The sequence below is a fragment of the Streptomyces sp. NPDC018693 genome, from assembly GCF_044391385.1.
Lineage (GTDB): Bacteria > Actinomycetota > Actinomycetes > Streptomycetales > Streptomycetaceae > Streptomyces.
On the sequence record NZ_JBIRZZ010000009.1, the window covers coordinates 60,890 to 81,772 of the forward strand.

The following is a 20,883-nucleotide window of genomic DNA, read 5'->3' on the forward strand; positions in this document are numbered from 1 at the left end:
CGGCGACCGGCCCAGTCCTGCGGCCGGTCACTCTCTCCGTACGGGCGGACTTTTCAGAGCAGTTGGGGATCCACCACCCATTCACCGCGCCGCATCACGCCCTTCAGGTCGAAGTTCTCGTCGAGCAGCACCAGGTCGGCGTCCTTGCCGGGCTCCAGGGAGCCGACACGGTCGTACATCCCCAGCAGCCGGGCCGGGTTGACCGACAGGGCGGTCACCGCGTCCTCGACCGGCAGCCGGTCGACGGTCACCGCGCGTTTGAAGGCGCGGTCCAGGGTGAGCGTGGAGCCGGCGATCGCCCCGCCCTCCACCAGGCGCGCCACACCACCCGCGACCTCGACCTCCAGCGGGCCGAGCATGTAGCGGCCGTCGCCGAAGCCGGCGGCGTCCATCGCGTCGGTGATGAAGGCGACCCGGCCCGCGCCCGCGTGGTGGAACGCCAACTGGAGGGCCGCCGGGTGCAGATGCGTGCCGTCGTTGATCAGCTCGACGGTGACCCGCTCGTCCTCCAGGAGGGCGGCGATCGGGCCGGGGGCGCGGTGGCCGAGGGCGGGCATCGCGTTGAAGAGGTGGGTGGCGACCGTCGCGCCCGCGTCGATGGCCTCGACCGTCTGGTCGTACGTGGCGTCCGTGTGGCCGATCGCCGCGATCACGCCGTGCTCCGCGAGGAGGCGTACGGAGTCGATGCCGCCCGGCAGTTCGGTGGCCAGGGTGACCATCTTCGCGTGGCCGCGCGCCGCGTCGATCAGCTTGCGCACCTCCGCCGGCTCCGGGTCGCGCAGCAGCGCCTCGGAGTGCGCGCCCTTGCGGCACGGGGAGATGAAGGGGCCCTCGAAGTGGATACCGGCGACGTCGCCCTGCTCGGCCAGCTCGGAGAGGAGTCCGGCGCGGTGGGTGAGGAAGTCCATGTCGCCGGTGACGGTGGAGGCGACGAGGGTGGTGGTGCCGTGGAGGCGGTGGGTGTGGATTCCCTTCAGTACGTCGTCGACGGTGCCCGAGGTGAAGGAGGCGCCGCCTCCGCCGTGGTTGTGGATGTCGACGAAACCGGGGATCAGCCAGTGGTTTTGTACGTCGATGACCTGGGCGTTCTCCGGAGCCGAGGCGGTGATGCGGGTGCCGTCGACGATCACTTGGCCGTCTTTGACGGTTCCCGTGGGGAGAACCACGTTCGCGCCGGAGAGCACCCGCGCCCCTGGGGGGGTTGCCATTAGGGAGTTTCCTCCTTGCTGTCGGTTTGGTCGAGGAGATCCCAGGCGAGGAGGCCCGCGCCTCGGCATCCGGCCGTGTCCCCAAGAGCCGCCGGGACGATAGTCGGCAGCTTCTGGAAAGTGACCCTCTGCCGGACGGCGTCCCGCAGCGGTGTGAACAACGTTTCCCCCGCCTCGGCGAGGCCGCCACCGATCACGAGGGTGCGCGGGTCCAGCAGGGTGAGGGCGGTGACCAGGCCGTCAGCGAGGGCGTCGACCGCGTGCTGCCAGACCCGGACGGCGTTCGGGTCGCCGGACGCGACGGCCTTGGCGCAGTCGGCCGCGTCCGCCTCCGGGTCGCCGCTCGCCCGCGCCCATGCCTCGCTGACGGCGGCGGCGGAGGCGTACCGCTCCAGGCAGCCGTGCTGCCCGCAGGGACACGCGGGGCCGTCCTGTCGTACGACGACATGGCCGATCTCGCCCGCGAAGCCGTGCGCGCCCGCCTCCACCCGGCCGTCGACGCCGATGGCGCCCGCGATACCGGTGCCGAGGGCGACGAAGAGGAAGCGGTCGGCGCCCCGGGCCGCGCCGACCCGGCCCTCCGCGAGGCCCCCGGTGCGCACGTCGTGGCCGAGGGCGACCGGGATGCCGCCGAGGCGGTCGGCGAGCAGGGCGCGCAGGGGTACCTCGCGCCAGCCGAGGTTGGCCGAGTACGCGGCGATGCCGTGCGGCTCGTCGACGATGCCGGGGACGGCGACGCCGGCGGCGGCCGCGCTCCCGCCGAGGTGCACGGCGCCGTACGCGTGCAGCTCGGCGGCGAAGTCGAGGATGCCGGCGACGACGGCGTCGGGGCCGCGTTCGCGTCCGGTGGCCCGGCGGGCCTGGTGCAGCAGGGCGCCGTCGGCCCCGACCAGGGCGGCTTTCATCCCGGTGCCGCCCACGTCGAGGGCGATGACATGTCTCACGGGGACAGTGTGGCCCGAGGACCCCCAAGAGGTCTAGTCCACTCAGGTGGTGTAGACCTTGTTTCGATATACGGATAGTGGTCCAGACGACTTGGAGTCGGGAGTTGGTGGCGGTGCAGCGGCGGCGGACTTGGCGTACGGGAGCGATCGCGGTGGTGACCGCGCTGGGGATGACGGGAGTCGTCGCCGGCTGCGGGCTGGGCGGCGGCTCGGGCGAGGTGACGCTGAGGCTGGTCGCCGCCGACTACGGCGACAGCGCGGCCAACAGCTCCGAGAAGTACTGGGCGAAGATCGTGGACGAGTTCGAGGCGCAGCACCCGGACATCCACGTCGAGGTGACCGTCCACTCCTGGACCGACGTCGACCGCGAGGTCAAGGAGATGGTCGACGCGGGTGAGGCGCCCGACCTGGCGCAGATCGGCGCGTACGCCGACCACGCGGCCGCCGACAGGCTCTACAAGGCCGGCGATCTGCTCTCCATCCCCGTCCAGGCCGACTTCGTCTCCCAGCTCTCCCAGGCCGGCCAGGTGAACGGGATCCAGTACGGCATGCCCTTCGCCGCCTCCACGCGCGTGCTCTTCTACAACAAGACCCTCTTCGACGCCGCCGGCATCAAGCCGCCCACCGACTGGGCGCAGCTCGCGTCCGCCGCGGAGGCGCTCAGGGAGGAGGGCGTGAAGTACCCCTTCGCGCTGCCGCTCGGCCCGGAGGAGGCGCAGGCCGAGACCATGCAGTGGCTGCTCGGTGGCGGGGGCGGCTACACCTCGCTTGCAGGCGGCTACACGCTGGACTCCGCGGAGAACGTCGCGACCTTCAGCTGGCTGAAGAACGAGCTGGTCGGCAAGGGCCTGACCGGGCCGGTCGCGCCGGGCGAGCTCAACCGGGCCGACGCGTTCGCGGCGTTCGCCGCCGGGGAGGTCGGGATGCTCAACGGGCACTCCTCGCTGATGAGGACGGCCGAGGCGAAGGGCGTGAAGTACGGCATGGTGCCGATGCCCGGCAAGGACGGGGTCAGCAAGGCCACGATGGGGGTCGCCGACTGGATGATGGCCTTCAAGCAGCGCGGGCACGCGGACGAGATCGGCGAGTTCCTCGACTTCGTCTACAAGGAGGAGAACGTGCTCGACTTCTCCCGGCGCTACGACCTGCTGCCGGTGACGACCTCCGCGAGCGAGGTCATGGACTCGGCGAAGGAGGACCGGGACCTCAAGCCCTTCCTCGACGAGCTGCCGCTGTCCGAGCTGTACCCCGTCGGGCGTACCTCCTGGGCGACCGTCAGCGCGGAGGTGAAGCGGCGGATCGGCGGCGCCGTCACGCCCGGCGGCAGCCCGGCCTCCGTCCTCGGCGACCTCCAGACCCAGGCGATCACGGCCGACAGCACCGCGTCCGACTGAGTTACCGTGCCTGGATGGAGGAACGGGAGCGGGCGATACTCGGCCTTGAGCGACGGGGCTTCACCGGGCCCGGGGCGAAGGAGCGGGCGATACGGGAAGAGCTGGGGTTGGCCCCTGTGCGGTACTACCAGCTGCTGAACGCGCTGCTGGATGATCCCGAGGCGCTGGCCTACGACCCGGTGACGGTGAACCGGCTGCGGAGGGTGCGGGAGGCTCGCCGTTCGGAGCGGTGATGTGTTGCCGGGTGCCGGTTCGTTGTGGTTGATCGCGCCCACGCGGCGGAGCCGCATATCTACACAGTCCCGCGCCCCTGGGTACGTTCACCTGGCCGCGCACCCACCCGCGGCCCACCCCCGCTAGTGTCGCCGTATGGGAACCCACGAGACGCACTCCACGGAACCCCTCCCGACTCCCCTCACCCCCGCCGGGCGTGATGCCCTCGACGCCATCCTGCGGCGGCCCGGCACCGCCCTGGTCGCCCTCGACTTCGACGGGACGCTCGCGCCGATCGTCGAGGACCCCGAGCAGGCCAGGGCCCACCCCGGCGCCGTCCCCGCGCTGGCCGCGCTCGCGCCCAGGGTCGCCGCCGTGGCCGTCGTCACCGGGCGGCCCGCGGAGACCGCCGTGCGGTACGGCGGCTTCGGCGGGGCCGTCGGGCTCGACCACCTCACCGTGCTGGGGCACTACGGCGCCGAACGCTGGGACGCCCGCACCGGAGAGGTCAGCGCCCCGGCACCCCACCCCGGTGTCGCCGCCGTGAGCGCCGAGTTGCCCGGCGTCGTCGAGGGCACCGGCGCCTGGGTCGAGGAGAAGGGCGGCCGGGCCGTCGCCGTGCACACCCGGCGGGCCGCCGACCCGCAGGGCGCCTTCGAGGCCCTCCGGCAGCCGCTGGCCGCCCTCGCCGCCCGGCACGGGCTGGTCCTCGAACCGGGCCGGCTGGTGCTCGAACTACGCCCGCCGGGAATGGACAAGGGCATGGCGCTGACCGCGTACGCACGTGAGATCGGGGCCGGGGCCGTCCTCTACGCCGGGGACGACCTCGGTGATCTGCCCGCTTTCGCCGCCGTCGAGAAGCTGCGCTCTCAGGGCGTACCCGGACTGCTGGTGTGCAGCGGCAGCAGCGAGGTCACCGAGCTGGCAGAGCGGGCCGATCTGGTCGTCGACGGGCCCGCCGGGGTCGTGACGCTGCTGCGGTCACTCGCCGGTCAGCTCGCGTAGCTGGTCCAGGAACCACTGCGTCGGCGGCAGCGCGGTAGCCGCTGCCGCCAGGCGCTTCGCCCGCTCGGCGCGCTCACCCGGGGGCAGGGTCAGCGCCTCGTGGAGGGCGCGGGCGGTGCCCGTCACGTCGTAGGGGTTCACCCCGATCGCGTCCTCGGCCAGTTCCTCGTACGCCCCGGCCTCCCGGGACAGCACCAGCGCGCACCCTTCTTCGGAGAGGACCGGCACCTCCTTGGCGACCAGGTTCATGCCGTCCCGGATGGGGTTGACCAGGGCCACGTCCGCGAGGCGGTAGGCGGCCAGGGAGCGCGCGAAGTCGTCCTTGAGGTGGAGGACGACAGGGGTCCAGCCAGGGGTGCCGAAAGCGGAGTTGATGGCGTCGGCGACCCGCTGGACCTCGGCCATGTACGCGCGGTACACCTCCAGGTCCTGCCGGGAGGGGTAGGCGAAGGCGACGTGCACGACGCGCTCGCGCCACTCGGGGTGGTCGTCCAGGAGCTGCCGGTAGGCCAGCAGGCCGCGCACGATGTTCTTGGACAGCTCGGTGCGGTCGACGCGGACGATCGTCTTGCGGCCCGCGCCGATCTCCTCCCGCAGGGCCGCCATCCGCTCCGCCACGTCCGGCCGGTGCGCCCGCTCACGCAGGAAGTCCGCGTCCGCGCCGAGCCCGTGCACCCCGATCCGGGTCGTGCCGGTGCCGCCGACCACCGCGTCGCAGCACGCGGTGAACGCGTCCGCCCAGCGGCGGGTGAGGAAGGCCAGCCGGTCCGCGCCGAGCATGCCGGTCAGGAGCTGCCGCGCGATGTCGTCGGGCAGCATCCGGAAGTACTCCGGCGGCGCCCACGGCGTGTGCGAGAAGTGGCCGATCCTCAGGTCCGGGCGCAGTTCGCGCAGCATCCCCGGCACCAGGGTCAGGTGGTAGTCCTGGACCAGGACCGACGCACCCTCGGCCGCCTCCTCCGCGAGCGCCTCGGCGAACGCGCGGTTGTACGACTCGTACGACGCCCACTGCCGCCGGAAGCCGGAGTCGAAGACCGGCTCCAGCGGGGTCTGGTACAGCATGTGGTTCACGAACCACAGCACCGAGTTGGCGATGCCGTTGTAGGCGTCCGCGTGCACGTCCGCCGGGATGTCCAGCATCCGCGTGCCCGGCTCACCGATGCCGCGCCGCACCGCCTCGCGGTCGCCGTCGGACAGCGCCGAGCACACCCACAGCGCCCCGGCGTCCGAACCGATCGCCGACAGCCCGGAGACCAGCCCGCCACCGCCCCGTTTGGCGGTCAGCGAGCCGTCCTCACCGACGGCGTAGGAGACCGGGCCGCGGTTGGAGGCGACCAGTACCTGGGCAGCACCGTGCGAGGAAGCCATACGCCACAACCTAGCCCGGCCCGGAAACGCTCAAACGTACGGTTCCACTCGACGGACGACGGGATACGGCCATTTCCGACACGGCCACTCCATGATCCTCCCGTCTCGCTGCGCTGTTCGACCCCGACCCTCGTGCTCGCCACCGCCCGGAAGGCCGTGGCCGCGGCCAAGGGACAGGGTCTGACGTACGCCGTTGCCGACTCACGCCACCTTGCGCGCCGCGTACTCCGCGATCTCCACCATCGGCGGCCGCTCCTCCGTGTCCACGGAGTACGTCCGCGGCTCGAACCCTTCCTCACCGCGCTCGAACTGCGTGAGGGAGGGCCGGATCAGGTGGCCGCGGGCCAGCCGGAGCTGGGCGGTGCGGTAGATCGCCGCCGCCATCCGGCCGAGGGCCTGGCCGTCCTGGTGGCGGTGCTTGCGCACCCCGAGGTCGACCTGGGCCAGCGCGTCCAGGCCCACCAGGTGCAGGGCGTCGACCAGCATGCCCAGCTCCACGCCGTAGCCGACGGGGAAGGGAAGCTGTTCGAGGAGGCTGCGGCGGGCCGCGTACTCGCCGCCGAGCGGCTGCACGAAGCCGGCCAGCTGCGGCCAGTGCATGTTCAGCAGCGGGCGGGCCATCAGCTCGGTGACCCGGCCGCCCTGCCCGGTCGTCTTGCCGGAGGCGAGCGAATTCAACTCAGTGGCCAGGGGACGGTCGTACATGCCCTTGACGAGGTCCACGTCCGGGTCGGTGAGCAGCGGGCCGACGATCCCGGTGACGAAGTCGGAGGAGAACTCCCTCAGATCGGCGTCGATGAAGCAGACGATGTCCCCGCCGGTGACCAGCAGGGAGCGCCACAGCACCTCGCCCTTGCCGGGGACGGCGGGCAGACGGGGCAGGATCGCGTCGCGGTGCACGACCGTCGCGCCCGCGGCGGCGGCCACCTCGGAGGTGCGGTCGGTGGACCCGGAGTCGACGACGACGATCTCGTCGACGAGCGGCACCTGCTGCATGAGGTCGTGACGGATCACGGCGACGATGTCGCCGACCGTCTCCTCCTCGTTGAGCGCGGGCAGCACGACGGAGACCGTCTGGCCCGAGGCTCGCTTGGCGGCCAGGATCCGGTGCAGCGGGCGATCGGTCACGGACCAGGAGCGGGTGCTCAGCCAGCGCTCGACTTCTTCCAGCACGGTCTGCGGCTCCTCACGTGTTCGACGATGTCCGCGTTTGTCTCGCGGTTCGGACGACTATCTCAACTGTCCTGGTCGTCGGTTACAGTCTTGAACAACGCTGATGACCATCGCATGTCGGCGGTCGTTGCGCGCGCAACTACATCGCTTGCAAGTACATCGCTTACAACTACATACCGCTCATCCAGAGGGGCAGAGGGACACGGCCCGATGAAGCCCCGGCAACCCTCCAGTCGGTTCTTGTCACGTTGACGTGGTGAGGCTCCCGGCTAGGGAAGGTGCCAAATCCGTCTCACGGCGAGATGCGTCGTGAGGAAGATGAGGAGAAAGGGCCTCGCCTCACATGGCTGTGCAGACAGTTGCCACCACGGACACCACCCGCACCAACGACACCGTCGACCTCGGTCCCGCCGCCGCGCTGTCCTGCCGCGAGTGCGGTCACCGCGTGCCCCTCGGCCCGGTCTTCGCGTGCGAGGAGTGTTTCGGCCCGCTGGAGATCGCGTACGACTTCTCCTCGTACGACACCGAGGAGCTGCGCAGGCGCATCGAGGCGGGTCCCGCGAACATCTGGCGGTACGCGCCGCTGCTGCCCGTCCCGGCGGACGTGGCCGACAAGCCGAACCTCAACCCCGGCTGGACCAAGCTCGTCAAGGCCGACAACCTGGCGCGCGAGCTGGGCGTGACCGGCGGGCTGTACGTGAAGGACGACTCCGGCAACCCGACGCACTCCTTCAAGGACCGCGTGGTCGCCCAGGCGCTGGAGGCGGCGCGCGCCTTCGGATTCACCACCCTCTCGTGCTCCTCCACCGGCAACCTCGCCGGTGCCGTCGGCGCCGCCGCCGCCCGCGCCGGCTTCCGCTCCTGCGTGTTCATCCCGCACGACCTGGAGCAGGGCAAGGTCGTCATGGCCGCGATCTACGGCGGCGAACTCGTCGGCATCGAGGGCAACTACGACGACGTCAACCGCTTCTGCTCCGAACTGATCGGCGACCCGGCCGGCGAGGGCTGGGGCTTCGTCAACGTGAACCTGCGGCCGTACTACGCGGAGGGCTCCAAGACCCTGGCGTACGAGATCTGCGAGCAGCTCGGCTGGCAGCTCCCCGACCAGCTGGTCGTCCCGATCGCCTCCGGCTCCCAGCTCACGAAGATCGACAAGGGGCTGCAGGAGCTGATCAGGCTGGGGCTCGTCGAGGACAGGCCGTACAAGATCTTCGGCGCGCAGGCCGAGGGCTGCTCGCCGGTGTCGGTGGCCTTCAAGGAGGGCCACGACGTGGTCCGCCCGCAGAAGCCGAACACCATCGCCAAGTCGCTGGCCATCGGCAACCCGGCCGACGGGCCGTACGTCCTGGACATCGCGCGCCGTACCGGTGGTGCGGTGGAGGACGTGACCGACGAGCAGGTCGTCGACGCGATCAAGCTGCTGGCCCGTACCGAGGGCATCTTCGCGGAGACCGCCGGCGGTGTGACGGTCGGCGTGACGCGCAAGCTGATCGAGAACGGCGTGCTGGACCCGACGAAGACCACGGTCGTGCTGAACACGGGGGATGGTCTCAAGACGCTGGATGCGGTGGAGGGCACGGGGCTCACCGCGACCATTCGGCCCAGCCTGGAGTCGTTCCGGGACGCCGGCCTCGTCTGAATCGCGCGCCCCCCTAGGCAAGTCATCCCACCGGAGGTTTTCAAGTGAGCGTTACCGTCCGCATCCCGACCATCCTGCGCACCTACACCGGCGGTCAGGCCGAGGTGGCCGCCGAGGGTGCCACCCTCGCCGAGGTCATCGCCGATCTGGAGAAGAACCACACCGGGATCGCGGCCCGGGTCCTGGACGACCAGGGCAAGCTGCGCCGGTTCGTGAACGTGTACGTCAATGACGACGACGTCCGTTTCGAGCAGGGCCTGGAGACGGCGACCCCCGACGGCGCCGGTGTCTCCATCATCCCGGCGGTCGCGGGCGGCTGATCATTACCTTCGGTAACGGAGGTTACCGAGAGTTCACTGAATTGCCCCCTCCGTGAGAGAAGCGGAGGGGGCAATTCTGCGTGATTGAGCGCGGTACAGTTGGGGAACACGGCCCCGGCCTCCGGGTCGCAGGCCCTTGATTTCTGCCTTACGCCCGTCAAGAAGCAGCCAAAGTGCGCGCTTCTTTCGCGGCTTTTGTTCCCTTTGTGGGGCCCGACTTGACCTGAAGTCAGGGTAATTGACCCCACTTTCCGGGCCCGACGCGTCCAGATTTCTCGTCCGATTGACCTGTTGCAGACGGCAGTTGGACAGATACATTCAGCCGCGGTCGACGCGTTCCGGCGCACGCCCCCAACGACTGGGGGGTGAGGTCTGACCCGGGTCCGCGAAGTGTGGATCTGTGCAAGGGCCAGTAATAGGGGAGTTAGGCATGGCTCAGGGCACCGTCAAGTGGTTCAACGCGGAGAAGGGGTACGGCTTCATCGCGGTCGACGGTGGTGCGGACGTCTTCGTCCACTACAGCGCGATTCAGATGGACGGCTACCGCACCCTGGAAGAGGGCCAGCGGGTCGAGTTCGAGATCTCGCAGGGCCAGAAGGGCCCGCAGGCCGACATGGTTCGCGTCACCGCCTGAACGTTCTTTTCGACGAAGGGCCCCCACCCGTCCCGGGTGGGGGCCCTTCGCCCTGTCCGCCACCGGCCGATCCGCCTCTCATCCGCCTCTCATCCGTCTCTCGTCCGCCTCTGATCCGGCCGCAACCTCCGAGAGCCGCTTGCACTCGCATGGGTCGAGTGCTAATCATTGGCGTTAGCACTCTGAAGGTGAGAGTGACAGCGAAGGACCGGGTCGGTGAGGCCCGCAGGCCGGGTGGGGCAAGGAACCACAAGGCCGGCGAGCCGTCCGTCGCGGGCGCGGGCGCGGTCCGAAGGAATCACCCCCAGTCCTGGAGGGACCACTTCACATGGCCAAGATCATCGCGTTCGACGAGGAGGCGCGGCGCGGCCTCGAGCGCGGCATGAACCAGCTCGCGGACGCCGTGAAGGTGACGCTCGGCCCCAAGGGTCGCAACGTCGTCCTCGAGAAGAAGTGGGGCGCCCCCACGATCACCAACGATGGTGTCTCCATCGCCAAGGAGATCGAGCTCGAGGACCCGTACGAGAAGATCGGCGCCGAGCTGGTCAAGGAAGTCGCCAAGAAGACGGACGACGTCGCCGGCGACGGTACGACCACCGCCACCGTCCTCGCCCAGGCGCTCGTCCGCGAGGGCCTGCGCAACGTGGCCGCCGGTGCCAACCCGATGGCCCTGAAGCGCGGTATCGAGAAGGCCGTCGAGGCCGTCTCCGCCGCCCTCCTGGAGCAGGCGAAGGATGTCGAGACCAAGGAGCAGATCGCCTCCACGGCCTCCATCTCCGCCGCCGACACCCAGATCGGTGAGCTGATCGCCGAGGCCATGGACAAGGTCGGCAAGGAAGGCGTCATCACCGTCGAGGAGTCGCAGACCTTCGGTCTTGAGCTCGAGCTCACCGAGGGCATGCGCTTCGACAAGGGCTACATCTCCGCCTACTTCGCGACCGACATGGAGCGTATGGAGGCCGTCCTCGACGACCCGTACATCCTGATCGCGAACTCCAAGATCGCCAACGTCAAGGACCTGCTCCCGCTCCTGGAGAAGGTCATGCAGTCGGGCAAGCCGCTGCTGATCATCGCCGAGGACGTCGAGGGCGAGGCCCTGTCGACCCTGGTCGTCAACAAGATCCGCGGCACCTTCAAGTCCGTCGCGGTCAAGGCCCCGGGCTTCGGCGACCGCCGCAAGGCGATGCTGAACGACATCGCCATCCTCACCGGCGGCGAGGTCATCTCCGAGGAGGTCGGTCTCAAGCTCGAGAACACGACCCTCGACCTGCTGGGCAAGGCCCGCAAGGTCGTCATCACCAAGGACGAGACCACCATCGTCGACGGCGCCGGCTCCTCCGAGCAGGTCGCGGGCCGCGTGAACCAGATCCGCGCCGAGATCGAGAACAGCGACTCCGACTACGACCGCGAGAAGCTGCAGGAGCGCCTGGCGAAGCTCGCCGGCGGTGTCGCGGTCATCAAGGCCGGTGCCGCCACCGAGGTCGAGCTCAAGGAGCGCAAGCACCGCATCGAGGACGCCGTCCGCAACGCGAAGGCCGCCGTCGAGGAGGGCATCGTCGCCGGTGGTGGCGTGGCCCTGCTGCAGGCGTCCCAGGTCTTCGAGAAGCTGGAGCTGGAGGGCGACGAGGCCACCGGTGCCGCCGCCGTCAAGCTGGCCCTCGAGGCCCCGCTGAAGCAGATCGCCGTCAACGCCGGCCTCGAGGGCGGCGTCGTGGTGGAGAAGGTCCGCAACCTCACCCCCGGCCACGGCCTGAACGCCGCGACCGGCGAGTACGTCGACCTCGTCGCCGAGGGCATCATCGACCCCGCCAAGGTCACCCGCTCCGCCCTGCAGAACGCGGCCTCCATCGCCGCGCTCTTCCTCACCACCGAGGCCGTCATCGCCGACAAGCCGGAGAAGGCCGCGGCCCCGGCCGGCGGCGGCATGCCGGGCGGTGACATGGACTTCTGATCGACCCAAGGGTTGATCAACCGTCCTACGGACCGAGGGCGGCACCCCCTGTGAAGGGGGTGCCGCCCTCGGGCGTTTCAGTAGGCGTACCGTTTGAGTGGCTCGGTGTCGAGAGTGATGCTCACCGGCGGCGGAAGCTCCACCATTGCTCCCCAGGGATAGGACGGGGACTGACGGTAGCGGCCGTCTTTGGGCTCGCTGTACCCGACGGCTGTGCAGTTGTCACGGTCAATGAGCAGGTAGACAGGGATGTCGGCCTCCGCGTAGCCGATGGGCTTGTCGATGCGGTCGCGCTGATTGGTGTCACGGTCGCGTGAGGTGATCTCCAGGGCCATCAGGATGCCCTCGGTCTCGGACCACTCACCGTCGTCGACGAAGTGATCCGCGGGCGCGAGTGCTGCGTCGGTGCGAGCACGTCCCTTGCGGTACGCCTCAGCCTTCACCCCGAACTCGGGTGCGAGATCAAGGTCAGGACGGTGCACCAGGAACTGGCGCACCAACCACATGTAAATCGAACGGTGCTTGCCGTCCGGCATCGCCTTGACCTCTAGCTTCCCGTTGATGTACTCAAGCCGGACGGTCTCCGGTGCCAGGCGCTCCAATTCCTCGAAGTCCTCGACGCTGAGCGGATCCGCGGTGCGGACACGCCCATCGACGAATTCGAGCCGCACACCTTCCGGGGCCACTTCGGCGAGTTCCTCGAAGTCCTCAATGGGCATCTGCGAGCGTTCAGCGGTGCTGGGGGTCATGGCGTCGCCTCCTCCCCTCCAACGTGCCCCGGCGTGGTGTCGTCGGACCGTAGGAGCGGTCATACGGGTGTCCGTCGGCGTAGGGACATCGCCGCACGGATCTCCTCCGCACGGGCGTGAATCGTCGAGGCAGACAGGGGCGCACGGGAGTGATCCGGCGCGAGCTTCCCGCTGCATGCGCCGCACACCCCACCCGGCAGTGCCTCCGGGCGGCCCGGGAGGCCGCACCGCGCGCACTCCAGGACACGGCGGGGCGGGGGCGGGGCGGGCCCCGGGCGGGTGCGGTGGAGTGGCTGGGATCACAAGGGTTCGGGGGTGGTTGCGGAAATGGCGGGCGGGTGGGGGCGGTTGACGCCTACGCGTGACGCATGCGCTTGCACATACCGCCTGGTCCCTGTCTCCTGAGGAGCCCTGACGTGACCGCCACCACCGCTGAGTCCACTGACCCCGCCGAGTCCGCCGCCTCCCGTCGTGCGGCCGAGATCCTCTCCCGGCCCGTCGCGATCAACGGCCTGACCGTCCCCAACCGCATCGTGATGGCCCCGATGACGCGCATGTTCTCCCCGGGCGGTATCCCCGGCGACGACGTGCGGTCGTACTACGCCCGCCGCGCCGCCGCCGGGGTCGGACTGATCGTCACCGAGGGCACGTACGTGGGGCACGAGTCGGCCGGGGAGAGCGACCGGGTGCCCCGGTTCCACGGGGAGGAGCAGCTGGCCGGGTGGGCGAAGGTCGCCGAGGACGTGCACGCGGCGGGCGGGAGGATCGTGCCGCAGCTGTGGCACATCGGGATGGTGCGTGAGCAGGGCAAGCCGCCGTACGCCGACGCCCCGGCCGTCGGCCCCTCCGGGATCCGGCTCGACGGCACCGAGGGCACCGGCAAGGCCATGACACAGCGCGACCTGGACGACGTCATCGGCGCGTTCGCCGAGGCCGCGGCCGCCGCCGAGCGCATCGGCTTCGACGGAGTCGAGCTGCACGGCGCCCACGGCTACCTCATCGACCAGTTCCTGTGGGCCCGCACCAACCGCCGCACCGACGCCTACGGCGGTGACCTCGTCGCCCGTACCCGGTTCGCCGGCGAGATCGTCGCCGCCGTACGCGAGGCCGTGTCCGCCGACTTCCCCGTCCTCTTCCGTTTCTCCCAGTGGAAGTCGTACCACTTCGACGCCCGCATCGCCGAGACCCCGCAGGAGCTGGAGACCCTCCTCGCCCCGCTCGCCGCGGCCGGGGTCGACGCCTTCCACGCCTCCACCCGCCGCCACTGGCTGCCCGAGTTCGAGGGCTCCGACCTCAACCTGGCCGGCTGGGCCAAGAAGCTCACCGGCAAGCAGACCATCACCGTCGGCTCGGTGGGCCTCGACGGCGACTTCGATCGGGCCTTTGTGGGCGAGGGCGCCCCGGTCGGCAGCCTGGACAATCTCCTCGACCGGCTGGAGCGCGACGAGTTCGACCTCGTCGCCGTCGGCCGCGCGCTGCTCCAGGACCCGCAGTGGGCGGCGAAGGTCCTGGCGGGCCGCTTCGACGAGCTGAAGCCGTACGACGCGGCGGCGGTGAGAACCCTCAGCTGAGCGCCAAGACACAGATTGGCCGTCACTCACACGGGTGGAGTGCGGCCGCTCTGGCACTTTCCTTGTCGGCAGGCCGTTTTCGGTACAAGCGATCGAGAGGTGGCCTGACCGATGACGACGACAAGTCCGGTGGTGGTGCGTACCGCCGCCGGTGCCGTGCGGGGGCGGCGGGAGGACGGGCTGACCGTCTTCCGGGGGATTCCGTTCGCCGCGCCGCCGGTCGGCGGGGCCCGCTTCCAGGCCCCGTGCCCGCCGGAGCCCTGGGACGGCATACGCGACGCGTACGCCTTCGGGCCACCACCCCCGCAGGAGGCCGGGATACAAGGGCGTACGGGGCAGGCTCCGGCAGGCGGCGACGACTGGCTGACGGTGAACGTCTGGACTCCGGACCCGACCCCTTCGGCTCCCCGCCCGGTCATGGTGTGGATCTACGGCGGCGCCTACAAACTCGGCCACTCCGGCAGCCCGGGTTACGACGCCCAGCACATCGCCCGTGAGGGCGACCTGGTCGTCGTCACCTTCAACTACCGGGTCGGCATCGAAGGGTTCGCGCGGATCGAGGGCGCGCCCGCCAACCGGGGGCTGCTCGACCAGGTCGCCGCGCTGGAGTGGGTGCGGGACACCATCGCGGAGTTCGGCGGCGACCCGGACCGGGTGACGGTGTTCGGCGAGTCGGCGGGCGCGGGATCGGTGGGGTCCCTGCTGGCGATGCCGAGCGCGCGCGGCTTGTTCCGGCGGGCCATAGCACAGAGCCTGCCGGGCACATACTTCTCGGACGAGCTGGCCCGAGACCTCGCGACGGCCATCGCGGCGGAGGCCGGTCTGCGCCCCACGGCGGCCGACCTGGCCACGGTCGACCCGCGCGAACTGACCGAGGCGGGTGCTGCGTTGAGCGCGAAGATGCTGGACCGGCTGGACAGATGGGGCCAGGTGGCGCCGACCGTCACACCGTTCTCGCCGGTGGTGGACGGCGAGGTGCTGCCTCGGACGCCCTGGCAGGCGCTGGCGGCGGGCGCCGCGCGGGACGTGGAGCTGATCGTCGGGCACAATGCGCACGAGTTCCGGCTGTTCATGGTCATGGGCGGCATGCTCGGCCGGATCACCGACGAGCGGGCGACCCGGACCCTGCGCCTGTTCGCGCCGGGCGGTGAGGCAGGGGAGCGGGCCTACCGGGCGGCCTTCCCGGACGCGGGCCCGGACGAGCTGCACGAGCGGGTCCAGTCGGACTGGCTGTTTCACATACCCTCGCTGCGGCTGGCGGAGGCGCAGATCGCGGGCGGCGGCCGGGCCCACCTGTACGAGCTGACCTGGCAGGCCCCCGGCGCGGGCGGTGTCCTGGGCGCCTGCCACGGCCTGGACGTCCCCCTCCTGTTCGGCACGTACGACGCGGACCTCGGCAACCTGCTCTTCGCCGGGGCGGAGGTCACCCCGCAGGCGCGGGAGCTGTCCTCCCGGATCCGCCAGGCGTGGACGGACTTCGCGCGCACGGGCGACCCGGGCTGGCCGGCGTACGACGAGGAGCGGCGGCTGGTTCAGGTGCTGGACGAGAAGACGGAGGTGCGGGAGTACCCGGAGGAGGTGTCGCGCAGGCTCTGGGAGGGGCACACGTTCCCGGCGCTGCCGCTGCTGGGGTGACCGACTGGGGGCCGCCGACTCAGAGGTTGCCGAGGGGCTCGATGTCGACCTTCACGGGGGTGCCCCAGATGCGCAGCACCTCGTAGTCCGTGAACTCGTGCACCAGCCGGTATGCCATCGCGGGCCGGGACCCGCGGCGCAGGGCGGCGATGTAGAGCTCCGCCTCGCGGCGGTCCCGGCGCGGGGTGCCGCACAGCTGCCACTCCTGGCCGTTCCACAGCTCCGGCAGCCAGCGCTGCTGGGGCTGGGGGCGGTCGGCGCGGACGCCGTACCGGGACGGCACGGCCTCGGTGTGCTCGCGGGGCTGCGCGTGGGCCGGCTGCCCGCCGTACTCGGAGCGCCGGGCGGCCCGCCGCCGGGTCTCGCAGAGCAGGCACAGATCGGGGGCGCTCTTGTCGACGGGACCGTTCGGGTGCTCGGCGCACCGGGTGCTGGGCGCGGCCGTGCCGACGCTCTCGTCCAGCAGGTCCAGGGCGCGCCGCAGGTCGGCCTTGACCTCGTGCAGCTTCGCGTCCGGCGTGTCGGCGGTGAGGGCCTCGCCGTGCTCGCCGAGAAGACGAAGGGCGCGGCCCAGGGAGGTGAGCTGGGCGTGGTTCACGCCTTCTACCGTCGCACATGCCGTCCGTGTCCCGCCGACCAGGCCGCTCTCGGCGGGCTGGGGGAACAGGGCCCAGCCGGACGGGTCGACGGATGGCCGCCCATGGCGCCCGCTCAGCGGCGGGCGGCGGCCAGCGCGGCACGCAGTCGGCCGCCGGACCGCTCCAGAAGGCGGGCGGCGGCGGCTCCGTCGACGTCGGCGAGGATGCTGAGGATCGCGTTCTTCACCTCGCCGTCGGTCGCCGCGAGCGCGGCCTCCACCTCGGCGTCCGCCGCGCCCGTCGCGAGGGCGACGATGCGCCGCGACCGGGCGCGCAGCTTCTCGTTGGAGGCGCGGACGTCGACCATCAGGTTCCCGTACGTCTTGCCGAGACGGACCATCGTGATCGTCGACAGCATGTTCAGCACCAGCTTCTGCGCGGTGCCGGCCTTCAGCCGGGTCGACCCGGTGATCAGCTCGGGCCCGACGACCACCTCGACGCCGTACTCGGCCGCTCCGGCCAGCGCACTGCCGGGGTTGCAGGCCACCCCGACGGTCAGCGCGCCGACGGACCGGGCGTGCTCGACGGCGCCGACGGCGTACGGGGTGCGGCCGGACGCGGAGACGCCGACGACCGTGTCGGCGGGGGTCAGCCGGAGCGCGTCCAGATCCGCCACCGCCAGTTCCCGTGAGTCCTCGGCCCCTTCGACGGAGGTGACCAGGGCCTCGGCCCCACCCGCGATGAGCCCGACGACCTGCCCCGGGGCGGTGTTGAAGGTGGGCGGGCACTCGGACGCGTCCAGCACACCGAGCCGCCCGGCGGTTCCCGCCCCGGCGTACACCAGCCGCCCGCCCCGCGCCATCCGCGGCGCGATCGCGTCGATCGCGGCGGCGATGACGGGCAGCTGATCCGCGACGGCGGCCGGTACGGCGGAGTCCTCACCGTTCATCAGCCGGGCGATGTCGAGGGTCGGCAGCCGGTCGATGTCCGCGAGGTCGGCCCGGAAGGCTTCGGTGGGGAGGGCGGAGAGCTGGGCGAGGAGATCGCCGGAGAAGGAGGAGTCATCCACAGGGGGCATGGGAGGCATTGGGGTCGGCTCTTTCGGTCCGAGGGCGGTCGGTGGACTCACCCGGTCTACCGGTGCCGATGCGCCGGCGCCTCCTACGACGCGGCCGGTGCGAGCACCGCGGCTGATTTCGGTTCGGCCGCGCGGTCAGGAGTGCGCACAATGGACCCATGGAACCCACGAGCCACCCCCTGAGCCCCCTCGAACAGGCCCTGCACGCGGCCCGCGCCCTGGTGCTCGCCGACCTCGTGGCGGGTCAGGTCGCGCAGGCGGACGTGGTGTCGCTGGTCGAGGAGTCCGTCGTGCAGCGCCGCTGGTGGGTGGAGCAGTGGCCGGAAGGCGTGGAGTATGTGGCCGGGCTGGTCGCCCAGGACGTCCAGGACGCCCTGCTGGAGCGGTACGGCCGCTGGCCGCTCTGCCCGGTGTGCGGTTCGGGCGACCCGCACGCGCTGGACGTCGAGCCGGAGCTGGGCCCCGACCCGCACTGGGTGTGCGACAAGGCGGGCGTGAAGGTGGCGGCGGTCGGCCGGCTCGGCGCGGCCACCGGCTACGGCACGCCGTCCTCATGAGGGGCACGGGGCGCCGGTGACCGTCTATGTCGACCCGCCGACCTGGCCGGGCCACGGCCGGCTCTGGTCGCACCTCGTCAGCGATGTGTCGTACGACGAACTGCACGCGTTCGCCGAGCGGGTGGGCGTGCCGCGCCGGGCCTTCGAGCGCGACCACTACGACATCCCCTCCGACCGCTACGCCGAGGTGGTGGCGGCCGGCGCGGTCGAGGTCGGCTCCAAGGAACTGGTCCGCCGGCTCACGGAGGCGGGTCTGCGCCGCCCGAAGGGACGCTGACCCGTCACTTCCGGCGGACGTACAGCAGCAGCTCCGGGTTCGCGTCCAGGGGCGCCCGGTCGAAGCCCGCGCGGGTCGCCACGCCCTGTGACGGCAGGTTGTCGTGGTCGATCACCGCGCACAGGGTCCGTACGTCGTCCCGGGCCAGCGCCCACTCCGCGAGCGTGCGCAGCGCCTCCGTGGCGTAGCCGTGGCCGCGAGCGGCCTCGACGAGGTCGTAGCCGGTCTCGGCCCGCCCGTCCTCGTCCGGCGGCCCGTGGAAGCCCATGCTGCCGATCGCCCGGTCGTCCTCCCGCCGTACGACGACGAAGACGCCGAACTCCGGTCGGTGCACCCCGGACTCGTACGCCTTGCGGACGATCCCGGCGGCGTCCCGGGTGCCCTGCAGCGGCCCGTCGCCCAGCCAGGTGAAGCCGCCGTCGCCGCCCGCCCGCAGGTCGGCGGCGGCCGCGGGGGTGAGGCCCTCCAGGGTGAGGCGGCCGGCGGGCAGGACGAGGTTGTTGTGCCAGCGCCAGTCGGTGACCGGCGCACGGCCGGGCAGCTCGCCGCGGCCGGTGGCCCACAGCAGGGTCGCCCAGGGGTCGGCGTCCGGCCGTACCTGCGGGAAGATCCGGGTCAGCACGCCCTCGCACAGTTCGGCCGGGGCCTCGTACGGCACCCCGAGCCCTTCGGCGATGTCATGCGTGTGCAGCAGCACCTCGGCGACGCCCATCGCGGCGAAGCCCTCGCGGTTGGCGCTGCGGAAGGGGTAGGGATGGAAGGCGCGCGCGGAGCGGGGTGTGGCCCGGACGGTGACCGCGAGCAGGGTGCCGGTCGCCTGGATGACGTCCAGGACACCGGCGTTGTCGGTGCCGTCGTCGAGAGCGATGTCGAAGGGGAGGCGGGCGTTCTGGTGCCGCCCGGCCAGCCGGCCGGCGTAGGCGATGAGATCGCTCGCGATGTGCTCGGCGGCGCGCCGGCAGCTCCACTCCAGCCGGCCGGCCCGCGTCCCTTCCCAGTCGCGGTCCGTCACCGTCCGCAGCAGCCCGACACAGCTCGCCACGGCCGCTTGCACCTGATCCCCGCCCCAAGTCCGCATGGGACGCAGCGTAGGCGGCGGGGCGCGGTCAGCTCGACAGCATTTCCAGTTCGCCGTTGATGTTGTAGCGGGCGGTCGCCTCCCAGTGCTCGGCCCCGTACGGCGTCCTGAACAGGCGCGGCAGATCGAGCAGGTGCCGCAGTACGGCGGTCCGGCCCGCGCGGAAGGCGTCGCTGGGGACGAAGTGGTACTCCTCGCGGACGGCCGCGGTGTAGGCGGCGTACGCGGAGGGCGGGGCGGCGAGGATCGCGAGGTCGGCGTCGCACAGGACCTGGCCGTCGCGGTCGTCGTCGGCCGGATCGTGACCGGTGGTGAGCCGGACCAGCCGGGCCACCTCGGCGGTCCGCGCGTCCGGCACGCCGGCCTCGGGCAGGGCGCGCTCGGCGAGGCGGGCGGAGCGTTCCTCGTTCTCGGAGCGGTCGGGCAGGTAGACGGCGTCGTGGAACCAGGCGGCGAGGCGTACGACGTCCGGGTCGGCGGCGTAGCGCTCCAGCACGTCGATGTGGTCCAGGACGGCGGTGAGGTGGCTGAGGGTGTGGTAGCGGCGCTGGGGTTCCTGCCAGCGGGCGAGGAGGTTGTCGGCGTAGGGGACGGGGTCGGGGGTGTCGGCGCCGCGGGTGGCTGTCAGGGCTTGGACGAAGCGGGAGCGCAGTGCGTCGAGGTCGGCCATGCCGCCATTGTCCTGCCGCTGTCCTGCTCTTCGCCCTGGTGCGGCGTCTCTTCGCCCTGGTGCGGCGGCCGGGCGTACTCTTGAATTGGACTAGACCTGTAGCCGCTCCACGGGAACAGCCGGCACACCGACGGAAGGGGTCGTATGAGCACGCGTGCAGTCCTGGAGGTGATCGCCCTCGACGTCGAGGACGCGGTCGCCGCCCAGGCCGGAGGTGCGGACCGGCTGGAGCTGGTCACCGACATGGCGGCCGACGGACTCACCCCGCCCGTCGCGACCTTCGCCGGGATCCGCGCCGCCGTCGACATCGACCTGCGCGTGATGCTGCGCCTCGCGGACGGGTTCGCGGCGGGGGAGGTGGAGCGGCTGGCCGGGGCAGCCCGGGAGCTGCGCCGGGAGGGCGCCGACCAGTTCGTCCTCGGCTTCCTCGACGCGGACGGCGGGGCGGACCTGGAGGCCGTGGAGCGCGTGGTGGCCGAACTGGACGGCTGCCGCTGGACCTTCCACCGGGCGATCGACCGCGCCGCCGACCGCGACGCCCTGCGCAAGCAGCTGGAGGGGCTGCCGGGCCTGGACACCTATCTCACGGCGGGCGCCGCCGGCGGTGTCGACGACGGCCTGCCCACACTCCTCACCGAGGCTGCCCGCTGCGGCGAGCCCGGGTACGGACAGCAGCTCCTGGTCGGCGGCGGCCTCCGCCTGGACCACGTCCCGGAGCTGCGCTCCGCCGGCCTCGACGCCTTCCACATCGGGGGCGCGGCGAGGCCGGACGGCTGGGCCGGGCCGGTGTCGGCGGAGGCGGTGGCGGAGTGGCGCAAGGCACTGGACGCCGGGTGACCCC

Annotated in this window: 21 protein-coding genes and 1 riboswitch; of the genes, 12 read left to right on the forward strand and 9 right to left on the reverse strand. The window is 71.5% G+C overall.

The features are described from left to right. Positions 1-53: 53 nt before the first annotated feature. A complete protein-coding gene (gene nagA, locus ACH5AC_RS23350) occupies positions 54-1,208 on the reverse strand; it encodes an N-acetylglucosamine-6-phosphate deacetylase (RefSeq protein WP_398863967.1) in 1,155 nt (384 codons plus the stop codon). Then, positions 1,208-2,152: an ROK family protein gene (locus ACH5AC_RS23355; RefSeq protein ID WP_398863968.1), complete on the reverse strand. Its 945-nt coding sequence runs from the start codon at positions 2,150-2,152 to the stop codon at positions 1,208-1,210. Before ACH5AC_RS23355 ends, nagA begins: the two co-directional genes overlap by 1 nt. Before the next feature lie 170 nt (positions 2,153-2,322). Between ACH5AC_RS23355 and ACH5AC_RS23360 the strand changes: the two genes are divergently transcribed. The 3 genes from ACH5AC_RS23360 (at position 2,323) to otsB (ending at position 4,764) form a co-directional block, all read left to right on the forward strand. After that, the gene (locus ACH5AC_RS23360; protein WP_398864214.1) at positions 2,323-3,546 is read left to right on the forward strand and encodes an ABC transporter substrate-binding protein; all 1,224 of its coding nucleotides are present in this window, start codon (positions 2,323-2,325) and stop codon (positions 3,544-3,546) included. 14 nt (positions 3,547-3,560) lie between these two features. Beyond that, a complete protein-coding gene (locus tag ACH5AC_RS23365) occupies positions 3,561-3,779 on the forward strand; it encodes a DUF3263 domain-containing protein (protein ID WP_398863969.1) in 219 nt (72 codons plus the stop codon). 136 nt (positions 3,780-3,915) lie between these two features. Beyond that, entirely contained in the window at positions 3,916-4,764 is an 849-nt protein-coding gene (otsB, locus tag ACH5AC_RS23370) for a trehalose-phosphatase (protein WP_398863970.1), read from the forward strand. On the opposite strand, the gene ACH5AC_RS23375 is transcribed toward otsB, so the two are convergent. Together ACH5AC_RS23375 and ACH5AC_RS23380 are read right to left on the reverse strand one after the other, a co-directional pair. After that, the gene (locus ACH5AC_RS23375; RefSeq protein ID WP_398863971.1) at positions 4,741-6,132 is read right to left on the reverse strand and encodes a trehalose-6-phosphate synthase; all 1,392 of its coding nucleotides are present in this window, start codon (positions 6,130-6,132) and stop codon (positions 4,741-4,743) included. The genes otsB and ACH5AC_RS23375 overlap by 24 nt on opposite strands. A gap of 201 nt (positions 6,133-6,333) precedes the next feature. Beyond that, the gene (locus ACH5AC_RS23380; protein ID WP_398863972.1) at positions 6,334-7,305 is read right to left on the reverse strand and encodes a glucosyl-3-phosphoglycerate synthase; all 972 of its coding nucleotides are present in this window, start codon (positions 7,303-7,305) and stop codon (positions 6,334-6,336) included. A 177-nt stretch (positions 7,306-7,482) separates the two neighbouring features. Further along, positions 7,483-7,630: riboswitch (SAM riboswitch) on the forward strand. An 18-nt stretch (positions 7,631-7,648) separates the two neighbouring features. Here ACH5AC_RS23380 and thrC point away from each other — a divergent pair. From thrC to groL, 4 genes are all read left to right on the forward strand, one after another. Further along, positions 7,649-8,944: a threonine synthase gene (gene thrC / locus ACH5AC_RS23385; RefSeq protein ID WP_398863973.1), complete on the forward strand. Its 1,296-nt coding sequence runs from the start codon at positions 7,649-7,651 to the stop codon at positions 8,942-8,944. Between the two features lie 44 nt (positions 8,945-8,988). Further along, positions 8,989-9,264 carry a MoaD/ThiS family protein gene (locus ACH5AC_RS23390; protein WP_004000249.1) on the forward strand — a complete coding sequence of 92 codons (276 nt, stop codon included), beginning with the start codon at positions 8,989-8,991 and terminating at the stop codon, positions 9,262-9,264. 430 nt (positions 9,265-9,694) lie between these two features. Beyond that, positions 9,695-9,898 (forward strand): cold-shock protein, encoded by a 204-nt coding sequence (locus ACH5AC_RS23395; RefSeq protein WP_004986573.1) that lies wholly within the window; start codon positions 9,695-9,697, stop codon positions 9,896-9,898. A 328-nt stretch (positions 9,899-10,226) separates the two neighbouring features. Beyond that, positions 10,227-11,849, forward strand: coding sequence for a chaperonin GroEL (gene groL / locus ACH5AC_RS23400; protein WP_398863975.1), 1,623 nt, complete (start codon positions 10,227-10,229; stop codon positions 11,847-11,849). Between the two features lie 77 nt (positions 11,850-11,926). Here the strand turns inward: groL and ACH5AC_RS23405 are convergent, their stop codons facing one another. Continuing rightward, positions 11,927-12,598 carry a Uma2 family endonuclease gene (locus ACH5AC_RS23405; protein WP_398863976.1) on the reverse strand — a complete coding sequence of 224 codons (672 nt, stop codon included), beginning with the start codon at positions 12,596-12,598 and terminating at the stop codon, positions 11,927-11,929. Positions 12,599-13,014: 416 nt separating this feature from the next. Between ACH5AC_RS23405 and ACH5AC_RS23410 the strand changes: the two genes are divergently transcribed. Together ACH5AC_RS23410 and ACH5AC_RS23415 are read left to right on the forward strand one after the other, a co-directional pair. Further along, complete coding sequence (locus tag ACH5AC_RS23410; RefSeq protein ID WP_398863977.1) at positions 13,015-14,169, forward strand: NADH:flavin oxidoreductase; 1,155 nt, start codon at positions 13,015-13,017, stop codon at positions 14,167-14,169. Positions 14,170-14,280: 111 nt separating this feature from the next. Then, complete coding sequence (locus tag ACH5AC_RS23415; RefSeq protein WP_398863978.1) at positions 14,281-15,804, forward strand: carboxylesterase/lipase family protein; 1,524 nt, start codon at positions 14,281-14,283, stop codon at positions 15,802-15,804. 19 nt (positions 15,805-15,823) lie between these two features. Here ACH5AC_RS23415 and ACH5AC_RS23420 read toward each other — a convergent pair whose 3' ends face one another. Both ACH5AC_RS23420 and murQ read right to left on the reverse strand, forming a co-directional pair. Further along, positions 15,824-16,402, reverse strand: coding sequence for a hypothetical protein (locus ACH5AC_RS23420; protein WP_398863979.1), 579 nt, complete (start codon positions 16,400-16,402; stop codon positions 15,824-15,826). Between the two features lie 113 nt (positions 16,403-16,515). Then, on the reverse strand, positions 16,516-17,460 hold the full coding sequence (gene murQ / locus ACH5AC_RS23425; RefSeq protein WP_398863980.1) for an N-acetylmuramic acid 6-phosphate etherase: 945 nt from the start codon (positions 17,458-17,460) through the stop codon (positions 16,516-16,518). Between the two features lie 158 nt (positions 17,461-17,618). On the opposite strand from murQ, the gene ACH5AC_RS23430 reads away from it, so the two are divergent. Beyond that, positions 17,619-18,017 (forward strand): hypothetical protein, encoded by a 399-nt coding sequence (locus tag ACH5AC_RS23430; RefSeq protein WP_398863981.1) that lies wholly within the window; start codon positions 17,619-17,621, stop codon positions 18,015-18,017. 16 nt (positions 18,018-18,033) lie between these two features. Then, positions 18,034-18,294, forward strand: coding sequence for a DUF4031 domain-containing protein (locus tag ACH5AC_RS23435; RefSeq protein ID WP_398863982.1), 261 nt, complete (start codon positions 18,034-18,036; stop codon positions 18,292-18,294). Between the two features lie 4 nt (positions 18,295-18,298). Here the strand turns inward: ACH5AC_RS23435 and ACH5AC_RS23440 are convergent, their stop codons facing one another. Beyond that, the gene (locus tag ACH5AC_RS23440; RefSeq protein ID WP_398864216.1) at positions 18,299-19,348 is read right to left on the reverse strand and encodes a GNAT family N-acetyltransferase; all 1,050 of its coding nucleotides are present in this window, start codon (positions 19,346-19,348) and stop codon (positions 18,299-18,301) included. A 52-nt stretch (positions 19,349-19,400) separates the two neighbouring features. Beyond that, on the reverse strand, positions 19,401-20,042 hold the full coding sequence (locus ACH5AC_RS23445; RefSeq protein WP_398863983.1) for a hypothetical protein: 642 nt from the start codon (positions 20,040-20,042) through the stop codon (positions 19,401-19,403). A 144-nt stretch (positions 20,043-20,186) separates the two neighbouring features. Between ACH5AC_RS23445 and ACH5AC_RS23450 the strand changes: the two genes are divergently transcribed. After that, positions 20,187-20,879, forward strand: a complete 693-nt coding sequence (locus ACH5AC_RS23450) for a copper homeostasis protein CutC (protein ID WP_398863985.1) — start codon at positions 20,187-20,189, stop codon at positions 20,877-20,879. Positions 20,880-20,883 lie beyond the last annotated feature (4 nt).

Bases quoted from the DNA above. Each gene is read 5' to 3' on its own strand.
- nagA (WP_398863967.1), bottom strand. From the start codon at position 1,208: ATGGCAACCCCCCCAGGGGCGCGGGTGCTCTCCGGCGCGAACGTGGTT.
- ACH5AC_RS23360 (WP_398864214.1), top strand. From the start codon at position 2,323: ATGACGGGAGTCGTCGCCGGCTGCGGGCTGGGCGGCGGCTCGGGCGAG.
- ACH5AC_RS23365 (WP_398863969.1), top strand. From the start codon at position 3,561: ATGGAGGAACGGGAGCGGGCGATACTCGGCCTTGAGCGACGGGGCTTC.
- otsB (WP_398863970.1), top strand. From the start codon at position 3,916: ATGGGAACCCACGAGACGCACTCCACGGAACCCCTCCCGACTCCCCTC.
- ACH5AC_RS23375 (WP_398863971.1), bottom strand. From the start codon at position 6,132: ATGGCTTCCTCGCACGGTGCTGCCCAGGTACTGGTCGCCTCCAACCGC.
- thrC (WP_398863973.1), top strand. From the start codon at position 7,649: ATGGCTGTGCAGACAGTTGCCACCACGGACACCACCCGCACCAACGAC.
- ACH5AC_RS23395 (WP_004986573.1), top strand. From the start codon at position 9,695: ATGGCTCAGGGCACCGTCAAGTGGTTCAACGCGGAGAAGGGGTACGGC.
- groL (WP_398863975.1), top strand. From the start codon at position 10,227: ATGGCCAAGATCATCGCGTTCGACGAGGAGGCGCGGCGCGGCCTCGAG.
- ACH5AC_RS23405 (WP_398863976.1), bottom strand. From the start codon at position 12,598: ATGACCCCCAGCACCGCTGAACGCTCGCAGATGCCCATTGAGGACTTC.
- ACH5AC_RS23415 (WP_398863978.1), top strand. From the start codon at position 14,281: ATGACGACGACAAGTCCGGTGGTGGTGCGTACCGCCGCCGGTGCCGTG.
- murQ (WP_398863980.1), bottom strand. From the start codon at position 17,460: ATGCCCCCTGTGGATGACTCCTCCTTCTCCGGCGATCTCCTCGCCCAG.
- ACH5AC_RS23430 (WP_398863981.1), top strand. From the start codon at position 17,619: ATGGAACCCACGAGCCACCCCCTGAGCCCCCTCGAACAGGCCCTGCAC.
- ACH5AC_RS23445 (WP_398863983.1), bottom strand. From the start codon at position 20,042: ATGGCCGACCTCGACGCACTGCGCTCCCGCTTCGTCCAAGCCCTGACA.
- ACH5AC_RS23450 (WP_398863985.1), top strand. From the start codon at position 20,187: ATGAGCACGCGTGCAGTCCTGGAGGTGATCGCCCTCGACGTCGAGGAC.